This window comes from Streptomyces sp. NPDC016851, assembly GCF_055562795.1.
Genome location: NZ_JBVHEP010000009.1, coordinates 155289 through 172846 on the forward strand (window position 1 = coordinate 155289; position 17558 = coordinate 172846).

Below are 17558 nucleotides of genomic sequence, written 5' to 3' on the forward strand. Positions count from 1 at the left end.
GCGCCCCTTGAGGGGCAACACCTGTCACCCCTTTTCCAGGTACTGCTCCCTTTCCTCGTCCAAGAGGGCGTCCAGAGCTGTCCGCAGGGCCGGGAGGTGGGTCAGCTCGGGGTCCTTGCCCACCACCGCGGCTGCCTCTTCCCTCGCCTCCGCGATGATCTCCTCGTCCTCGATGACCGCGAGCATCCTCAGGCTGGTGCGGGCGCCCGACTGGGCCTGGCCGAGGACGTCGCCCTCCCGGCGTTGTTCGAGGTCGATGCGGGAGAGTTCGAAGCCGTCGAGGGTCGCGGCGACGGCGTTCAGGCGCTGGCGGGCCGGGCTCGCCTCGGGCATCTCGCTGACCAGGAGGCACAGGCCGGGGGCCGAGCCACGGCCCACGCGGCCGCGCAGCTGGTGGAGCTGGGAGACGCCGAAGCGGTCGGCGTCCATGATCACCATGACCGTGGCGTTGGGGACGTTGACGCCGACCTCGATGACCGTCGTGGCGACCAGGACGTCGGTCTCGCCGGCGGCGAAGCGGCGCATGACGGCGTCCTTGTCGTCGGGGTGCATACGACCGTGCAGGACCTCGACGCGGAGGCCTTGGAGGGGACCCTTGGCGAGCTGGCCGGCCACGTCCAGGACGGCGACGGGCGGGCGCTTCTCCGCGGCGTCCTCGGGGGATCCGGGGGCCTCGGAGGACTTCTTCTTGCCGGCCTTCTTCGGGTCGTCCTCCTCGTCGCCGATGCGGGGGCAGACCACGTACGCCTGGTGGCCGTTGCCCACTTCCTCGCGGACCCGTTCCCAGGCGCGGGACAGGAAGTGGGGCTTGTCGGCGGCCGGGACGACATGGCTGGCGATCGGCGAGCGGCCGGCCGGAAGCTGGTCCAGGACGGAGGTCTCCAGGTCGCCGAAGACTGTCATGGCGACCGTGCGCGGGATCGGCGTGGCCGTCATGACCAGGAGGTGCGGGGGCTGTTTGCCCTTGCCGCGCAGGGCGTCGCGCTGCTCGACGCCGAAGCGGTGCTGTTCGTCGACCACGACCAGGCCCAGGTCGTGGAACTGCACCTTGTCCTCGATCAGCGCGTGCGTGCCGATGACGATGCCGGCCTCGCCGGTGGTGAGGTCGAGCAGGGCCTGGCGGCGGGCTGCCGCGCCCATGGAGCCGGTGAGCAGCACCACCTTGGTGCCCTGCTCGGCCCCGCCGAGCATGCCGCCCTCGGCCAGCTCGCCCATCATCTCCACGATCGACCGGTGGTGCTGCTGGGCGAGCACTTCGGTGGGCGCGAGCATGGCGGCCTGGCCGCCGGCGTCGACCACGGCGAGCATGGCGCGCAGGGCCACCATGGTTTTCCCGGATCCGACCTCCCCCTGCAGCAACCGGTGCATCGGGTGCTCGGTCGCCAGGTCCTCGAAGATCTCCCGGGAGACGCGCTGCTGGCCCTCGGTGAGGGTGAAGGGGAGGCGGGCGTCGAAGGCCGTGAGGAGGCCGTCGGGGCTGGGCTTGCGGGCGACCGCCGGGAGCTGGGCGTCCGCGTGGCGGCGGCGGGCCAGGGCGACCTGGAGGACGAAGGCCTCGTCCCATTTGAGGCGGGCGCGGGCGTCCTCGATGTCCGCCTTGGTGTGCGGGCGGTGGATCTTCAGGAGGGCCTCGGGGAGCGGGACCAGGCCGCGGCCCCGGCGCAGGGATTCCGGCAGTGGGTCGACGGCATCCTGGGCGGTGGGCAGGACCGTCTGGAGCGCTTTGCCGATCTTCCAGGACTCCAGTTTGGCGGTGGCCGGGTAGATCGGGATCAGGGCGCCGGCCCAGGTCTCGACGGACTCCTCCGGATCGCCGCGGAGCAACTCATAGGCTGGGTGGGCCAGTTGGAGGCGGCGGTTGAAGACGGAGACCTTGCCCGCGAACATCGCGCGGGTGCCCGGCAGGAGCTCCTTGTGGGGCTTGTGAACGCCGTTGCCGAAGAAGACCAGTTGGAGGCGGCCGCTGCCGTCCGTGATCGTGACCTCCAGGCGCTGGCCCTTGCCGCGCGGGGCCCTGGCGGAGGCGAAGGTGTGCAGGCGGGCGTCGGCGACCTGGGCGACCACTGTGACGTGCTCGTCCATGGGGAGGTCGGCGAGGTGCGTGAGCTGGCCGCGCTCCTCGTATCTGCGCGGGTAGTGGTGGAGCAGGTCGCCGACGGTGCGCAGGCCGAGGTGCTCGGCCATCACCTTCGCGGTGGCGGGGCCGAGCACCGACTTCAGTGGTTGTCGCAGCGGTTCGTGAAGTGCGGGCACGAGATCCATTGCACACCACACCACTGACAATGCCGTAGAGGCCGCGGCGCACGTTGCCGTATACGTCCCGGAAACCCCTGGTCAGACGGTTGGTTCGGGCCTTAGGATGACGCGCTCCCGGCCTCCCTTTCGCGGTCACCGCCTCACCGGGACCGCCCGACCCCGCGCCGTCGCGAGTCCCCCACCGGCGCCGTGAAGATGGACTCCCAGACCTCACAGGCATCCCAGGCATCCCATCCGCCCCAGTCACCTCATACGTTCCAGGTCGACCTGCGTGGTCTGGTGGACCTGCTCTCCCACCACCTCTACTCCAGTCCGAAGGTGTATCTGCGCGAGCTGTTGCAGAACGCCGTGGACGCCATCACCGCCAGACGCGCGGCGGAACCCGGCGCTCCGGCCCGGGTGCGGCTGTCCGCGGAGGGCGGCACCCTGCGCGTCGAGGACACCGGGGTCGGGCTCACCGAGGCGGACGTGCACGACCTGCTCGCCACGATCGGGCGCAGTTCCAAGCGCGCCGAGGGCCTTCAGGAGGCGCGTTCGGAGTTTCTCGGGCAGTTCGGCATCGGCCTGCTGGCCTGTTTCGTGGTCGCCGAGCGGATCCGGGTGGTCAGCCGCAGCGCCCGTACGCCCGGGTCGCCGCCCGTGGAGTGGACGGCGTCCGACGACGGTTCGTACACCGTGCGGACGCTGCCGGACGCCGAGCGCCCCGAGCCGGGCACCACCGTGCATCTGGTGGCCCGGGCGGGGGCGGCCGAGTGGCTCACTCCCGAGCGGGTCGAGGCGCTGGCCCGGGACTTCGGGTCGCTGCTGCCGTACGACGTCCGGTTCGGCGACGAGCCGGTCACCGACCTGCCGGCGCCCTGGGACCGGTCGTATCCGGGCCCGGCCGCCCGCCGCGTCGCCCTCGCCCGGCACTGCCACGAGCTGTTCGGCTTCACCCCGCTGGACACGATCGACCTGTCCGTGCCGCTGGCCGGCGTCCGCGGGGTGGCGTACGTGCTGCCGTCGGCGGTCAGCCCGGCTCAGCGCGCGGGGCACCGCGTGCATCTCAAGGGCATGCTGCTGACCGAGCGGGCCGAACAGCTGCTGCCCGACTGGGCGTTCTTCGTGCGCTGTGTCCTGGACACGGACAGCCTGCGGCCGACGGCGTCGCGCGAGGCGCTGTACGAGGACGAGACGCTGGCCGCCGTACGGGAGGCGCTGGGCGAGCGGATCCGGGCCTGGCTGACCGGTCTGGCCGCCGGTGATCCGGAGCGGCTGGCCGCGTTCCTGGCGGTGCACCACCTGGGCGTGAAGTCGCTGGCCCGGCACGACCGGGAGATGCTGCGCACGATGCTGCCGTGGCTGCCCTTCGAGACGACCGACGGACGGCTGTCGCTGGAGGAGTTCGCGCAGCGGCACCCGGTGGTGCACTTCACGCGGACGGTTGAGGAGTACCGGCAGGTCGCGCCGATCGCGTCCGCGCAGGGCATCGGCGTGATCAACGGCGGCTACACGTACGACAGCGAGCTGGTGGAGGCGCTGCCGTCGGTGCGGCCGGGGACCGTGGTCGCCGAGCTGGACGCGGAGACGGTGACCGCGCACCTGGACGCGGTCGACCCGGCCGAGGAGCTGGCCCTGTCCGGCTTCCTGGCGGCGGCGCGGGCCCGGCTCGACCCGCTGGGCTGCGACGTGGTGCTGCGGGCCTTCCACCCGCTCTCCGTGCCCGCGCTGCACCTCGACGACCGGGACGCCCGGCACGAACAGGCCCGGGCGGACGCCGAGGCGCAGGCCGACGACCTCTGGGCGGGCATCCTCGGCTCCCTGCGCGGCAGCGCTCCCCGCGCGCGTCTGGTGCTCAACCACCTCAACCCGCTGGTGAGGCGGATCAGTTCGCTGCACGACCCGGAGCTGATCGGCACCGCCACCGAGTCGCTGTACGGGCAGGCGCTGCTGATGGCGCAGCGGCCGCTCAGGCCCGCCGACTCGGCGCTGCTCAACCGGGCGTTCATCGGGCTCCTGGAGTGGGCCACGCACAGCGAGGACGGTCAGTCATGAGTGAGATCACGGACTTCGACGCCCTGCGCCGGGCGATGGCGGAGAACGCCGAGCAGCCGGAGGGCCCGGCCCGCAACGCGCGGGCGGAGGAGTTGCTGACGGCGGCCGAGAAGCTGAACGTCCCGCTCGCCGTGATCGAGGCGCTCGGGCACCAGCTGAAGGTCTACAACTACAGCTCCGAGAAGGGGAAGATGTTCGTCCCCTTCGCGCGTCTGCTGCGCATGTGGGACGAGCGGCCCGAGGACTTCGACGAGTACGAGACCCACTCGCTGCACTGGGTCTTCAAGTGGGTGTCGTCCGGCATGCTCGACCAGCCGCACGTCCCGCTCGCGTCGATCGAGAAGTGGCTGGGCGAGATGGAGCACCGCTACCGGCTCGCCGGGCACTCCGAGCGGGCCGTGCGCAGCGCCGAGCACAGCGTGGCCGCGCATGTCGGGGACCTGGCGCGGGCCGAGCGGGCGTATGCCGCGTGGCTGGCCGCCGACCGGGACAGCATGGCCGACTGCCACGCCTGCGAACTGCACGGGCAGGGCTGGTGGCAGGCGGAGCAGGGCCGGGACGCCGAGGCCGTGGAGCTGTGGCGGCCGGTGCTGGAGGGCGAGTACGCCTGCGCCCACGAGCCGCACACGGCCCTCGCCTCGTCCCTGGTGCCGCTGCTGCGGCTGGGCCGCCTGGACGAGGCCCGGGCGAACCATCTGCGGGGCTTCCGGCTCGTACGGGCCATGGAGAGCATGCGCGGCGCGTACGCGGAGCACGTGGAGTTCTGCGCGCTGACCGGCAACGAGGCCCGCGGTCTGGAGCTGCTCGCGGAGCGGCCGGCGTACTTCACGGATGACGGGCAGCCGCAGAGCAAGCTGGAGTTCATGAGCGTGGTGGCCCTGCTCATGGACCGTCTGACCGGGCTGGGGCTGGGTGACCGGCAGGTGCCCGGTCCGGCCGGCCGCGCGTGGACCGCCCGGGAACTGGCCGCGCACGCGCGTGCGGAGGCCCTCGCCCTGGCGGCGCGCTTCGACGAGCGCAACGGCACGACGTACGTCAGCGAGCGGGCACGCGCGCGGATGGAGCGGCTCCCGCTGGTGGAGCGGCTCCCGCTGGGGGTGCGGTCGGTACGGCCGGTGCCCGCGCCCGCTCCCTCGGTGGTCACGGCCGCCGCGACCGGGCAGCCGGATCTGCCCGCCCTGCTGGCCGAGGCGCGGTGGCTGTCGGACACCCTGCGGCCGGGCGCCGTGGAGGCGTGGGCGGCGGTCGCCGAGGCCGCGCAGGGCGTGGAGCTGGACCCGCGCGACCGCGCCGAGATCGCCGACCACGAGGCGATGGGCCTCGGCCCGGAGGGCACCGCGCTCTTCGAACGGGCCGCGGAGCTGTACGCGGCGGCGGGCGACCCCGGGGAGGCCCTGGCGGCACGCGCGCGTGCGGCGTACGTACGTGCTCTCGCGGGTGACGTGGACGTGGCACTCGCGGCCGTGTCAAGGCCCTACGACGAGATCCTCGCGCTGTACGCCGCCGGCGACACCGGGATACGGCAGACGGCGTCCGTCCTGATGGCACGGGCCCGGATCCTGCTGCGCCGGGCGCACGAGGCCGGGGAAGGCCGCGCAGCGGGGGACGCCGAAAGCGACGGACCGGAGGCGGTTCTCGGCGAGGCCGAAGCCGCTGTCCGGGAGGTTCTGGCACTGGTCGACGGGCAGACCGGTCAGGACGTGCGGCTGGCCGCGCGGGGCGCCGAGGCGCAGGCGATGCTCGCCGAGCTGGCCGGACTGGGCGGGGACCTGGAGAGGGCCGCGGGGCTGTTCGCGCGGGGCGCGGCGGCGTTCGTCGCGGCGGGACTGCCGTGGTACGCGGTGGAGTACGAGGCCCGGCTGGCCTCCCTGGCCCACCACCTCGGCGACATGGCGGAGGCCGAACGGGCCCTGCGGGCGGCCCTGGAGCACGGCGGAGCCCAGCTGGAGGCGCCCGGACGGGCCCAGCTGCACCTCCAGCTCGCCGAGTTGACCGGCGGCCGGGGCGAGGTCGTCGAGGCCGCCCGGCACGCCCTGGAGGCCGCGCACTGGGCCGACGAGGCGGGCGAGGGCGCGACGCTGGGCGCCTGGGCCCGGCAGCAGCTCGGCGGGTTCCTGCTGCGGCAGGGACGGTGGGCCGAGGCTGCGGAGGTCCTGGAGTCGGCGCTGCCCGACCTGACCGCCGAGACGCACGGCGACGGGGCGGTCGTGCAGACGCAGTGGTGGCTCGGTGACTGCCTGAGCGAACTCGGCGAGCACCGCGCCGCCGCCGAACGGCGTCTCCAGGCCGCCGAGATCGCCCGGCACTGGCCCGAACAGCACGACCACGCGACCCTCGCCCACCTGGCCGGGGAGTCCCTCGGGCAGGCCGGACTGGCCGACGAGGCGGACCGGGCCTACGCACGCGCGGGCGGCCTGTGGCGCGAACTCGGCAACGTCCACGGGCTGGTCCGGGCCCTGCGCGCCCGCGCCTGGCTGGCGTTGCGCACGCAGGACGGCCCCGCGGCGGCACGCCTGCTCATGGCGGACGCGGTCCGGGAGTGCGAGGCGGCGCGGGACGAGACGGCCGACGAGGAGTCCCGGCAGCGGTTCGTCGCCGAACTCGGCCACACGCACCGCCAGTTCGGCGACCTGCTGGCCCGGTCCGCCGAGGGCGGCGCGGAGGACTCGCTCCCGGCCGTGTTCGAGGAGGCGCTGTCCCAACTGCTGCGGTCGGCCGAGGTGTTCGCCTCCCTCGGGGACGGCGCCCTGCACAGCCGTACCGGCGCCGAACTCACCGCGGGGTGGCTGGAGATCGAGCTGGGCCGTCTCACCGACGCGAGGGCACGCGCGCGTGCGGTGCTGGCGGCATACGACGGTTACGACGACACCGACTCCGGCGGCACGGCACCCGAGAGCATGAACGACGACGATGACGGCGAGGCGGTGCGGGCCCGGCGGGCAGAGGCCGAGCACATGCTCCGCGTCGCGACGGAGGACCCGGACTGAATCACCCGGCACCCGCCGTGTTCGGCCTACTCCACGCCGATGAGCAGCACGGCTCCCTGCCGCCCGCCCCGGTACACGACCGTGTCGACGGCGAGGTACCCCTCGCGGACCCGGCCCTCCAGATGCTCGGCGATGGTGCCGGGAGCCTCGTCGCCGAGCACCAGGGTGACCATCTCGCCCCCGGCCGCGAGCATCCGGTCCAGGACGGTCCGGGCGGTGGCCGTGACGTCCGAGCCGATCACGGCCACATCACCGTCGATCAGGCCGAGGACGTCCCCGGCCTGGCAGATGCCGGCCATCGTCCAGGCCTGGCGCTCGGCGACGGTGACCTCGGCGTAGCGGGTCGCGCCGGCCGCCGAGGTCATCGACACCACGTCCTCGTCGAATCGGCGCTCCGGCTCGTGCACGGCCAGCGCCGCGATGCCCTGGACCGCCGAGCGGGTCGGGATGAGGGCCACGCGGATGCCCTCGGTCCGGGCCTGCTCGGCCGCCGCCGCGGCGGTGTGGCGCAGCTCGGCGTCATTGGGCAGCAGCACGACCTCGCGCGCGTGGGCCCGTCGTACGGCCTGCACGAGCTCGCCGCTCGCGGGCGGCTCCCCGGGGCGTGCGAGCACGGTGGTCGCGCCGGCCTCGGCGTACAGCCCGGCCAGGCCCTCGCCGGGCACCACGGCCACGACGGCACGCTGGGCGCGCTCACGGGGAGGCCGCTCGGCGCCGGTGGTGTGCACGTCGCCGGCGGCGAAGTGCGTGATGCGGATGCGGTAGGGCCGCCCGGCCTCGATACCGGCCTCGACGGCGGCGCCCGCGTCGTCGACATGGACGTGGACGTTCCACAGCCCGTCGCCGCCGACCACGACGAGCGAGTCGCCGAGCGCGTCGAGCCGCTCCCGCAGCCGCGCCACGGCCGTGTCGTCGGCCTCCAGGAGGTAGATCACCTCGAAGGCGGGGCCGTCCGGGCCGGCCACGGCGGCGGTGTCGGAGCACTCGCCGGGCGGGCTCGCGTCCTCGCCCGGCCGCGACGCTCCCGCCGTCACCGTCGCCGCCCGGTCCCGCGGCCTCTCCCCCGTGAACGTCTCCACCAGCGCCCCGAGCACCGCCACCAGCCCCCGACCGCCGGCGTCCACCACCCCGGCGCGTTCCAGGACGGGCAGCTGGCCGGGGGTCGCGGCCAGGGCCGCGCGCGCTCCCTCGTAGGCCGCCCTGGCCACCCTCCCGCAGTCGCCTTCGGCGCCGCAGGACGCGTCGGCGGCGTCGGCGGCGGCCGAGGCGACCGTGAGGACCGTGCCCTCGACGGGGTGGGCCACGGCCTGCCGGGCGGAGTCGGCCGCGTGCCGCAGGGCCAGCCGCAGGCCCTGCCCGTCGGCGTGCGCGCTCTCGCCGTCGGTGTGCCCGGTCTCGTGCTCGGCCAGCACCTGGGACATGCCGCGCAGCAGCTGGGCGAGGATCGTCCCGGAGTTCCCGCGGGCCCCGATGAGCGCCCCGTGCGCCATGGCCCGGACCGCGTCGGCCAGCGTCGGCCCCTCGGGGCCCGACCTCGCCGCATGCCCGGCGAACACGGCCTCGACCGCCGCGACGGCGGACTCCACGGTCAGGTACAGATTGGTGCCGGTGTCCCCGTCCGCCACGGGGTAGACGTTGATCGCGTCGATCTCCTCACGCGCCCGCCCCAGCGTCTCGAGTGCGAGACCGCACCAGGTGCGCACCGCGAGAGCATCGAAGAATGTCTGCGGCACCTGCGCCACCGCGCCTCCCTGAGCTGCTGGACGTGGCACGCAGCGTAGACCCCGGGGCGGTGTCCGCCGGAAGTGGGCCGGGAGAGGCCCCGGCCTGACCATGGTAGTTTCACTGCACGGGCGCAGTCGTTGTATGCTGCTCCGGTTGCCCGATCGAATCGGGCCATTCCCCTGGCAGCGCCACTCAGATCCTCTGATCCGGATCCCGGCATGCCGGGATCAACCGTAAGTGCATCTGAAGTCTTTGGAGTGACCCGTGGCTGCCAACTGCGACGTCTGCGGCAAGGGGCCGGGCTTCGGCAACAACATCTCGCACTCGCACCGCCGTACGTCCCGTCGCTGGAACCCGAACATCCAGCGTGTGCGTACCGTGGTGGGCGGGACGCCGAAGCGCGTGAACGCTTGCACCTCGTGCATCAAGGCCGGCAAGGTCTCGCGCTGACGCTCAGCTAGCGCGCGGCCACTGCTGGTTCGCTTACAGAGCCGGTCCACCTCAGGTGGACCGGCTCTTTGCCGTGTCCTGACACTGTCCTGATGCTCAGGAACCGGCCCCGGTGCTCAGGAACCGGCTCCGGTGCTCAGGAACCGTCCCGGAACCGCCAGCCGTGATCCACCGGCCCGATGCCCCCGCCGAGCGCGAACCCGGCCGCGATCGCCCCGGTGACGTACTCCTTGGCCGCCGCCACCGCCTCCGGCACCGAGTCCCCCTTCGCCAGCTGTGACGCGATCGCGGAGGCCAGCGTGCAGCCCGTGCCGTGGGTGTGCCGGTTGTCGTGGCGCGGCGCCCGCAGCCAGTGCTCCTCGGAGCCGTCGGTGAGCAGGTCCACGGCGTCCCCGGACAGGTGGCCGCCCTTGATCAGCGCCCACCGCGGCCCGTAGCCGAGCACGGCCGCCGCGGCCCGCCGCAGCTGCTCCTCCGACTCGACGCGGACGCCCGTCAGCTGGGCCACCTCGTCGAGGTTCGGGGTGGCGACCGTGGCCACCGGCAGCAGCTTCGTACGGACGGAGTCCAGTGCGGACGCGGCGAGCAGGGAGTCACCGTGCTTGGAGACGCCCACCGGGTCGACGACCGCGGGGGCGTCAGTACCCGCGATCAACTCGGCGACCGCCTCCACGAGTTCGGCGGAGGCCAGCATCCCGGTCTTGACCGCCTGGACGCCGATGTCGTCGACGACACTGCGGTACTGGGCCCGCACCGCCTCCACGGGCAGCTCCCAGGCGCCCTGCACGCCGAGGGAGTTCTGCGCGGTCACCGCCGTGAGGACGCTCATGCCGTGCACGCCGAGGGCGAGCATCGTCTTCAGGTCGGCCTGGATGCCGGCGCCGCCGCCCGAGTCGGAGCCCGCCACCGTGAGGACGCCCGGGATCATGAGTCCATGTCCCCGAAGTGGTCCCAGCCGCCCTTGCTGGTCCACGGCGCCCCGTCGACCGTCACCTGGGGCAGCGCCGAGGGGTTGAGGACCTCGCCGATGACCTTCCAGCGGGCGGGCAGCTTCACGTCCGGCGGGAAGGTCGCCACGATGGCGTGGTCCTCTCCCCCGGTCAGCACCCACTGCATGGGGTCGACGCCGACGGCCTGCCCGATGTCGTTCATCTGGGAGGGGATGTCGATCGCCCCGGAGCGGATGTCGATCCGCACCTTACTGGCCTCGGCGATGTGCCCCAGGTCGGCGATCAGCCCGTCGCTCACGTCGCACATGGCGGTCGCCCCCAGACCGGCGGCGGCCGGACCCGCATGGTACGGCGGCTCGGGACGCCGGTGGGCCTCCACGAAGGCGCGCGGCGAACGGAATCCGCGCGACAGCACCGCGTACCCGGCCGCCGACCAGCCCAGCCAGCCGGTCACCGCGACGAGGTCGCCGGGCTGTGCGCCCGCCCGCGTCACCGGCTCCTGGTTGCGCAGGTCGCCGAGCGCGGTGATCGACACCATGATCGAGTCGCCGCGTACGACGTCACCGCCGACCACGGCGGCACCGGCCACCTGGCATTCGTCGCGCAGGCCGTCCATCAGCTCGCTCGCCCACGTCACCGGCAGCTCGGCCGGAACGACCAGACCGAGCAGCAGCGCGGTCGGTACGGCGCCCATGGCGGCGATGTCGGCGAGGTTCTGCGCCGCCGCCTTGCGGCCCACGTCGTAGGCCGTCGACCAGTCCCGGCGGAAGTGCCGGCCCTCCACCAGGATGTCCGTGCTCGCCACCACCCTGCGGTCGGGCGCGGCCACCACGGCGGCGTCGTCGCCGGGGCCGACCCGGACCGCCGGGGTGGTGGTCAGACGGGAGGTGAGCTCCCTGATGAGCCCGAACTCACCGAGCTCACCAACAGTGCCCTTCATTGCCCTTTCTCCCCTTCTGTCCCTGTCCGTGCCCGGTCGCGAGGCCTCTCGGTCCTCGCTACGGTCGAAGTGACCGTCAAGTTCTGCCGGACCTGCACCCCGGCGCGCAAGACCCGGTCCCCGCAGGTCTCCCCGCGGCGAGCGGCGACGCGATACCGTGGCGTTCCTTTTCCCCACATGATCCTCGTGGCCGCCCTGGAGGTTCCGTGGTACAGGCGTACATCCTGATCCAGACGGAGGTCGGCAAGGCGTCGACCGTCGCAGAGACGATCAGCAAGATTCCTGGGGTCATCCAGGCCGAGGACGTCACAGGACCCTACGACGTGATCGTGCGGGCCCAGGCCGACACCGTCGACGACCTCGGACGCATGGTGGTCGCCAAGGTCCAGCAAGTGGACGGCATCACCCGCACTCTGACCTGCCCGGTCGTCCATCTGTAGCCCCCGTCTACCCTGTGCCGGTGAACTCTTTCCGTCACCGGCACCGTTCTGTGTTCCGTGTTTTCTTCCGCCTGCCCGCTCTCGCGCTGTTGATCACTGCCGCGGGCTGCTCCTCGGCAGACGACAGCGCGTCGGCGGCGGTTCCCAGTCCGGACACGAAGGCCACGGAACTGTGCCGGAACCTGGACAAGGTACTGCCCGCGAAGGTGGACGGAGAGCGTCGCGAGGATCCCGAGCCCGCGTCGGCGCTGACGGCGGGCTGGGGCAGCCCGGCGATCATACTTCGCTGCGGTGTGCCGCAGCCGCCCGAGATGGTCGATCCGAAGGTGGCGTCCGGACAGGATCCGGACGCGGTCGCCGGCGGTGTGAACGGGGTCGACTGGCTGATGGAGAAGCAGGACGACGGCGGGTACCGGTTCACCTCGGCGAACCGTGAGGTCTATGTCGAGGTGGCCGTGCCGGAGGGTGTGGACAGCTCGGGGGTTCTCATCGATCTGGCTCCGGCTGTGAAAAAGGCGATCCCCGAGGGGATCGCCTCCTGAGCGTGCCGCGGGTCGTCCCGGGCCCGGCCTAGCGCAGGCCCGTGGAGCGGCGAAGCGCCGCCTGCACCAGCAGGTCCACCAGCTCCGGGTAGCTCACCCCGCTCGCCTGCCACATCTGCGGGTACATCGAGATGGGCGTGAAGCCGGGCATCGTGTTGATCTCGTTGATCACGAACTCGCCGTCCTCGGTGAGGAAGAAGTCCGCGCGGACCAGGCCCTCGCAGGACGCCGCATCGAACGCGTCGACCGCGAGGCGCTGGACCTCGGCCGTCTCCTCGGGCGTGAGGGGCGCCGGCACGATCCCCGGCGTGGAGTCGATGTACTTGGCCTCGAAGTCGTAGTACGCGTGCGCCTCGGGCGAGGGGATCTCGGCGGGGGCGGAGGCTCGGGGGCCGTCCTCGAATTCCAGGACGCCGCACTCGATCTCGCGGCCGCGCAGCGCGGCCTCCACGAGGATCTTCGGGTCGTGCCGCTGGGCCTCGGCGATCGCCTCGTCGAGGCCGGAGAGGTCGTCGACCTTGGTGATGCCGATCGACGAACCGGCGCGCGCGGGCTTCACGAACAGCGGCCAGCCGTGCTCGCCGGCGAAGTCGACGATCTTCTTGCGGGCGCCCTGCTCGTCCTGCTGCCACTCTCGGGGCCTGATCACCAGGTACGGGCCCACCTTCAGCCCGAACGAGGTGAACACCCGCTTCATGTACTCCTTGTCCTGGCCGACGGCCGAGGCGAGCACACCGGAACCGACGTACGGGACGCCGGAGAGCTCCAGGAGGCCCTGGAGGGTGCCGTCCTCGCCGTAGGGGCCGTGCAGCACCGGGAAGACCACGTCGACCTCGCCGAGCGCCTTGGGGACCGATCCCGGCTCGCTGTAGACGACTTCGCGGCTGGCGGGGTCGACCGGGAGGATCACTCCGCCCTCGGCGGACTCGGCGAGCAGGTCGACGCTCGGCTGGCGCCGGTCGATGATCGCCATCCGCTCCGGTTCGTCCGCCGTGAGCGCCCAACGGCCGTCCTGGGTGATGCCGATCGGCAGGACGTCGTACTTCGTCCGGTCGATGGCCTTGAGGACGGCGCCGGCCGTGACCACGGAGATCCCGTGTTCGGAGCTGCGCCCGCCGAACACGACGGCCACACGCGGCTTGCGAGGCGGCTGCTCGGGGCTCTGGGGGAGGTTCTCGGTGCTCATATCGCGTTGAGAGTACCCGTTGGTAAGGCCGGGATACAGCGCCCGCGAAGCCGCGTCGCTCAGCGTCGTTCCGGCTTCGCGCTGCGCGACATCAGCTCCTTGAGGGCCACCACCGGAGGCTTGCCCTCGTGCACGATGCCGACGACCGTCTCCGTGATGGGCATGTCGACGCCGTGCCGGCGGGCCAGATCCAGCACCGACTCGCAGGACTTGACGCCCTCGGCGGTCTGCTTGGTGACCGCGATGGTCTCCTGGAGGGTCATGCCCTTGCCGAGGTTGGTGCCGAAGGTGTGGTTGCGGGACAGCGGCGAGGAGCAGGTGGCCACCAGGTCGCCCAGGCCCGCGAGTCCGGAGAAGGTCAGCGGGTCGGCGCCGAGCGCCATGCCGAGCCGGGTGGTCTCGGCGAGGCCGCGGGTGATGAGCGAGCCCTTGGCATTGTCGCCGAGGCCCATGCCGTCCGCGATGCCGACGGCCAGGCCGATGACGTTCTTGACCGCGCCGCCGAGTTCGCAGCCGACGACGTCGGTGTTGGTGTACGGGCGGAAGTACGGCGTGTGGCAGGCGGCCTGGAGCCGCTGGGCGACCGCCTCGTCGGTGCAGGCGACCACGGCGGCGGCCGGCATCCGCGCGGCGATCTCGCGGGCCAGGTTGGGCCCGGTCACCACCGCGATGCGGTCCGGGCCGACCTTGGCGACGTCGTCGATGACCTCGCTCATCCGCATGGCGGAGCCGAGTTCGACGCCCTTCATCAGCGACACGAGGACCGTGCCGGGGGCCAGCAGCGGCGCCCAGTCGGCGAGATTGCCGCGCAGGGTCTGCGAGGGGACCGAGAGGACCGTGAAGTCGGCGTCCGCGGCGGCTTGTGCGGGATCCGTGGTCGCCCGGACGTTCTCCGGGAGCTCGACGCCCGGGAAGTAGTCGGGGTTGGTGCGGGTGGAGTTGATCGCTTCCACGACCTCCGGGCGGCGCCCCCACAGGGTGACCTCGCACCCGGCGTCGGCGAGCACCATGCCGAAGGCCGTGCCCCACGAACCGGCGCTCAGGACCGCCGCCTTGACCGGCTTGCTCACTTGCCCAGCCCCTCTTCCGTTGCCGACTGTGCCGAGGGCGCCGACTGCACCGGCGACGCCGCCTGCTGTTCGCCCCGCTGTGTCTGCGCCTGGGTGCGGCGCCGTTGTTCGACCCGCTCCCGGCGCGGGTCGTAGGGCATCTCCGGCGCCTTCTCGCCGCGGATCTCCTCCAGCTGGCGGGTGATGGCCGCCATGATGACCTCGGTGGCCTCCTTCAGGAGGTCCGCGGTCATCTCCCGGTCGTAGAACCGTGTGAGGTCCACCGGCGGTCCGGCGAGCACGCGGTGCGTCTTGCGCGGCAGGAGATGCGGCTTCTTCGCGTACGGCGGCAGCAACTCGTTGCAGCCCCACTGGGCGACGGGAATCACCGGGCACTTGGTCTGCAGGGCGACGCGCGCGGCCCCGGTCTTGCCGGTCATGGGCCAGCCCGCCGGGTCGCGGGTGAGGGTGCCCTCGGGATAGAAGGCGACGCATTCCCCGCGGTCCACGGCGTCGATAGCGGCCCGGAAGGCGCTCAGCGCGTCCGTGCTCTCGCGGTAGACGGGGATCTGCCCGGTGCCGCGCATCGCGGCGCCGACGAATCCCTTCTTGAAAAGCCCGCTCTTCGCGAGGAATCGCGGGACGCGCCCGGTGTTGTACTGAAAGTGCGCGTAAGCGAAGGGGTCGATGTGCGAATTATGGTTCACCGCGGTGATAAATCCCCCCTCGGCCGGAATGTGCTCCATTCCGCGCCAGTCCCGCCTGAGCAGAACCACCAGCGGCGGTTTGCAGATCACCGCGGCGAAGCGGTACCAGAAGCCGATTCTGCGGCGGGGCACGCGGACACCTTCCTCTAGGGCCTGAAGCGGGGGCCACGGGGGGCCGCACAAGTGTCGCCCCAGGCCGCCGGTCTGTCGAGAACACCGTACGCCCCGACACGCCGGGCACCGGTGGCCCCGGGTGACAATGACCGCGACAAGAGAAGGACGGGACATCTGTGCAGTGGACCTTGGTCGTACCCCTGAAGCCCCTGGCCCAGGCCAAGAGCAGACTCGCGGACACCGCGGACGACGGGCTGCGGCCGGACCTGGCGCTGGCCTTCGCCCAGGACACGGTGGCGGCCGCGCTGGCCTGCCCGGCGGTGCGGGATGTGGCAGTCGTCACGGACGACGCCCGGGCCGGCCGCGAGCTGGCCGCACTGGGCGCCGCGATCATCCCCGACGAGCCGGGAAGCGGCCTCAACGCCGCCCTCGCACATGCGGCGGGGGCCGTACGGTCCGCACGTCCCGAAAGCCCGGTGGCGGCGCTGAACGCCGACCTGCCGGCGCTGCGCCCGCCGGAATTGGCCCGGGTACTCGATGCCGCCGCTGAATTCCCGCGCGCTTTTCTCCCTGACACGGCCGCAATCGGCACGACTCTGCTGGCAGCCACCCCGGGCCGGCAATTGTTCCCGGCTTTCGGTATCGATTCCCGGGCCAGGCACCGCGCGTCCGGGGCGGTGGAACTGTCCCTCGCCGCCGTGGATTCCGTACGCCAGGACGTGGACACCGGCGACGACCTGCGCACCGCGCTGGCCCTGGGGGTCGGCCCTCATACGGCCGCGGCCGCCGCGCGGTTGCTGATACCCGGGCAGTAGGCTGCGGCCATGCAGGCGACCGCGTACACGTACGACCCCGAAAGCCGCAGCGGACAGGTGCTCCTGGACGACGGCACCCCGGTGCCCTTCGACGCGGCGGCGTTCGACGCGGGCGGCTTGAGGCTGCTGCGTCCGGGACAGCGGGTGCGGATCGAGGTTGAGGGCGCCAAGGAGGACCTGCGGATCACTCTGGTGACCCTCCAGACCCTCTGAACCCCCTGAATCCCCCTGCCCACTCCCTGAACACACCGCGGGCCGGACTCCGTACGGAGTCCGGCCCGGCGCGTGAGTGCCCCAGCGCCCTTACTTCTTGCGGGCGGTGGTCTTCTTCGCGGTGGTCTTGCGCGCCGTCGACTTCTTGGCGGGCGCCTTCTTGGCGGTCGCCTTCTTCGCCGGTGCCTTCTTGGCGGTGGTCTTCTTCGCGGCGGTGGTCTTGGCCGTCGTGGTCTTGGCCGGGGCCTTCTTCGCCGTGGTCTTCTTCGCGGCCGCCGTCTTGGTGGTGGCCTTCTTCGCCGGTGCCTTCTTGGCCGTGGCCTTCTTCGCGGCCGCCGTCTTGGCGGTCGCCTTCTTCGCGGCGGCCTTCTTGACCGTCGCGCCGGCGCCGCCGCCGGTCAGGCTGCCCTTCGGAGCCTTCTTGACGGAGACCTCGCCGCCACGCGGCAGCTTCTTCGAGCCGCTGACCAGGTCCTTGAAACCCTGGCCCGCGCGGAAGCGCGGAACGGAGGTCTTCTTGACCCGAACCCGCTCGCCCGTCTGGGGGTTACGGGCGTAGCGGGCCGGACGGTCGACCTTCTCGAAGGAACCGAAACCGGTGACGGAAACCCTCTCACCAGCGACGACCGCGCGGACGATGGCGTCCAGTACATGGTCGACAGCATCGGCGGCCTGCTGTCGGCCGCCCATCTTGTCGGCAATCGCTTCTACGAGCTGCGCCTTGTTCACGTCTTCCCCTTCGGAGACATCGCCAGAACGAAAGTGTTCAAGCTTTTTCGCACGTTAGGCAGATATATACCGCAAATCAAACACGAAACGGGCTTATCACCCTTGTGCCGCAACGAACTCGACGGTGTCGTCCGGTTCAGCGTTCCTCGTCGGGGAGACGTCCCTCGTCGAGGTCCGCGGTGAACCGATCCAGCCGCCTTGCCGCGTCGGCGAGATCGTGCTTGGCCGCGGCCGTAATGACCAGCAGCTTCCGGGTCAGCGCCATCCGTACGCCCTCCGGGACTTGCAGTGCGCGCACTTTTGCGTGCGCTTCCTTGAGTTGGCCCGCGACTGCCGCATAGAGCTCGAGTTGGCCGTCGTGTTCCATGCACAGATTGTGCCATCTGGGGCGAGTTGTCGCCTGCCCAGGGGACAACTGCCG

General features: G+C 72.2%; 16 protein-coding genes. 7 read left to right on the plus strand and 9 right to left on the minus strand.

Going from position 1 to position 17558, the window contains the following annotated elements; all coding sequences use genetic code 11:
• Window positions 1-24: 24 nt before the first annotated feature.
• Complete coding sequence (gene recG, locus ACZ3I3_RS16725) at window positions 25-2262, minus strand: ATP-dependent DNA helicase RecG (protein ID WP_467365715.1); 2238 nt, start codon at window positions 2260-2262, stop codon at window positions 25-27.
• A 189-nt stretch (window positions 2263-2451) separates the two neighbouring features.
• Here recG and ACZ3I3_RS16730 point away from each other — a divergent pair, with 189 nt between their 5' ends.
• Complete coding sequence (locus tag ACZ3I3_RS16730) at window positions 2452-4290, plus strand: HSP90 family protein (protein WP_467365717.1); 1839 nt, start codon at window positions 2452-2454, stop codon at window positions 4288-4290.
• On the plus strand, window positions 4287-7277 hold the full coding sequence (locus ACZ3I3_RS16735; RefSeq protein ID WP_467365719.1) for a tetratricopeptide repeat protein: 2991 nt from the start codon (window positions 4287-4289) through the stop codon (window positions 7275-7277). Before ACZ3I3_RS16730 ends, ACZ3I3_RS16735 begins: the two co-directional genes overlap by 4 nt.
• 26 nt (window positions 7278-7303) lie before the next feature.
• On the opposite strand, the gene ACZ3I3_RS16740 is transcribed toward ACZ3I3_RS16735, so the two are convergent.
• Window positions 7304-9019 carry a DAK2 domain-containing protein gene (locus ACZ3I3_RS16740; protein ID WP_467365721.1) on the minus strand — a complete coding sequence of 572 codons (1716 nt, stop codon included), beginning with the start codon at window positions 9017-9019 and terminating at the stop codon, window positions 7304-7306.
• Window positions 9020-9266: 247 nt separating this feature from the next.
• Between ACZ3I3_RS16740 and rpmB the strand changes: the two genes are divergently transcribed.
• The gene (gene rpmB, locus ACZ3I3_RS16745) at window positions 9267-9452 is read left to right on the plus strand and encodes a 50S ribosomal protein L28 (RefSeq protein WP_003993230.1); all 186 of its coding nucleotides are present in this window, start codon (window positions 9267-9269) and stop codon (window positions 9450-9452) included.
• A 136-nt stretch (window positions 9453-9588) separates the two neighbouring features.
• Here rpmB and thiD read toward each other — a convergent pair whose 3' ends face one another.
• Complete coding sequence (gene thiD, locus ACZ3I3_RS16750) at window positions 9589-10380, minus strand: bifunctional hydroxymethylpyrimidine kinase/phosphomethylpyrimidine kinase (protein WP_467365722.1); 792 nt, start codon at window positions 10378-10380, stop codon at window positions 9589-9591.
• Window positions 10377-11342, minus strand: coding sequence for a thiamine-phosphate kinase (locus tag ACZ3I3_RS16755; RefSeq protein ID WP_020270061.1), 966 nt, complete (start codon window positions 11340-11342; stop codon window positions 10377-10379). Before ACZ3I3_RS16755 ends, thiD begins: the two co-directional genes overlap by 4 nt.
• 206 nt (window positions 11343-11548) lie before the next feature.
• Between ACZ3I3_RS16755 and ACZ3I3_RS16760 the strand changes: the two genes are divergently transcribed.
• The gene (locus tag ACZ3I3_RS16760; protein WP_003997603.1) at window positions 11549-11782 is read left to right on the plus strand and encodes an Lrp/AsnC family transcriptional regulator; all 234 of its coding nucleotides are present in this window, start codon (window positions 11549-11551) and stop codon (window positions 11780-11782) included.
• 20 nt (window positions 11783-11802) lie between these two features.
• Entirely contained in the window at window positions 11803-12324 is a 522-nt protein-coding gene (locus tag ACZ3I3_RS16765) for a DUF3515 domain-containing protein (protein ID WP_467365951.1), read from the plus strand.
• Between the two features lie 28 nt (window positions 12325-12352).
• Here the strand turns inward: ACZ3I3_RS16765 and ACZ3I3_RS16770 are convergent, their stop codons facing one another.
• Genes ACZ3I3_RS16770 through ACZ3I3_RS16780 form a run of 3 tightly spaced genes read right to left on the minus strand, consistent with a single transcriptional unit; the run spans window position 12353 to window position 15398 of the window.
• The gene (locus ACZ3I3_RS16770; RefSeq protein ID WP_467365725.1) at window positions 12353-13510 is read right to left on the minus strand and encodes a D-alanine--D-alanine ligase family protein; all 1158 of its coding nucleotides are present in this window, start codon (window positions 13508-13510) and stop codon (window positions 12353-12355) included.
• A 59-nt stretch (window positions 13511-13569) separates the two neighbouring features.
• Entirely contained in the window at window positions 13570-14580 is a 1011-nt protein-coding gene (locus tag ACZ3I3_RS16775; RefSeq protein WP_399414712.1) for an NAD(P)H-dependent glycerol-3-phosphate dehydrogenase, read from the minus strand.
• Entirely contained in the window at window positions 14577-15398 is an 822-nt protein-coding gene (locus tag ACZ3I3_RS16780; RefSeq protein WP_467365727.1) for a lysophospholipid acyltransferase family protein, read from the minus strand. The genes ACZ3I3_RS16775 and ACZ3I3_RS16780 overlap by 4 nt, the downstream gene beginning before the upstream one ends.
• Window positions 15399-15556: 158 nt before the next feature.
• On the opposite strand from ACZ3I3_RS16780, the gene cofC reads away from it, so the two are divergent.
• Window positions 15557-16195 carry a 2-phospho-L-lactate guanylyltransferase gene (gene cofC, locus ACZ3I3_RS16785; protein ID WP_467365729.1) on the plus strand — a complete coding sequence of 213 codons (639 nt, stop codon included), beginning with the start codon at window positions 15557-15559 and terminating at the stop codon, window positions 16193-16195.
• 9 nt (window positions 16196-16204) lie between these two features.
• Window positions 16205-16408 carry a hypothetical protein gene (locus ACZ3I3_RS16790; protein ID WP_010044574.1) on the plus strand — a complete coding sequence of 68 codons (204 nt, stop codon included), beginning with the start codon at window positions 16205-16207 and terminating at the stop codon, window positions 16406-16408.
• A gap of 90 nt (window positions 16409-16498) precedes the next feature.
• On the opposite strand, the gene ACZ3I3_RS16795 is transcribed toward ACZ3I3_RS16790, so the two are convergent.
• The gene (locus ACZ3I3_RS16795) at window positions 16499-17137 is read right to left on the minus strand and encodes an HU family DNA-binding protein (protein ID WP_467365731.1); all 639 of its coding nucleotides are present in this window, start codon (window positions 17135-17137) and stop codon (window positions 16499-16501) included.
• Between the two features lie 136 nt (window positions 17138-17273).
• Complete coding sequence (locus ACZ3I3_RS16800) at window positions 17274-17504, minus strand: SCO5555 family protein (protein WP_467365732.1); 231 nt, start codon at window positions 17502-17504, stop codon at window positions 17274-17276.
• Window positions 17505-17558 lie beyond the last annotated feature (54 nt).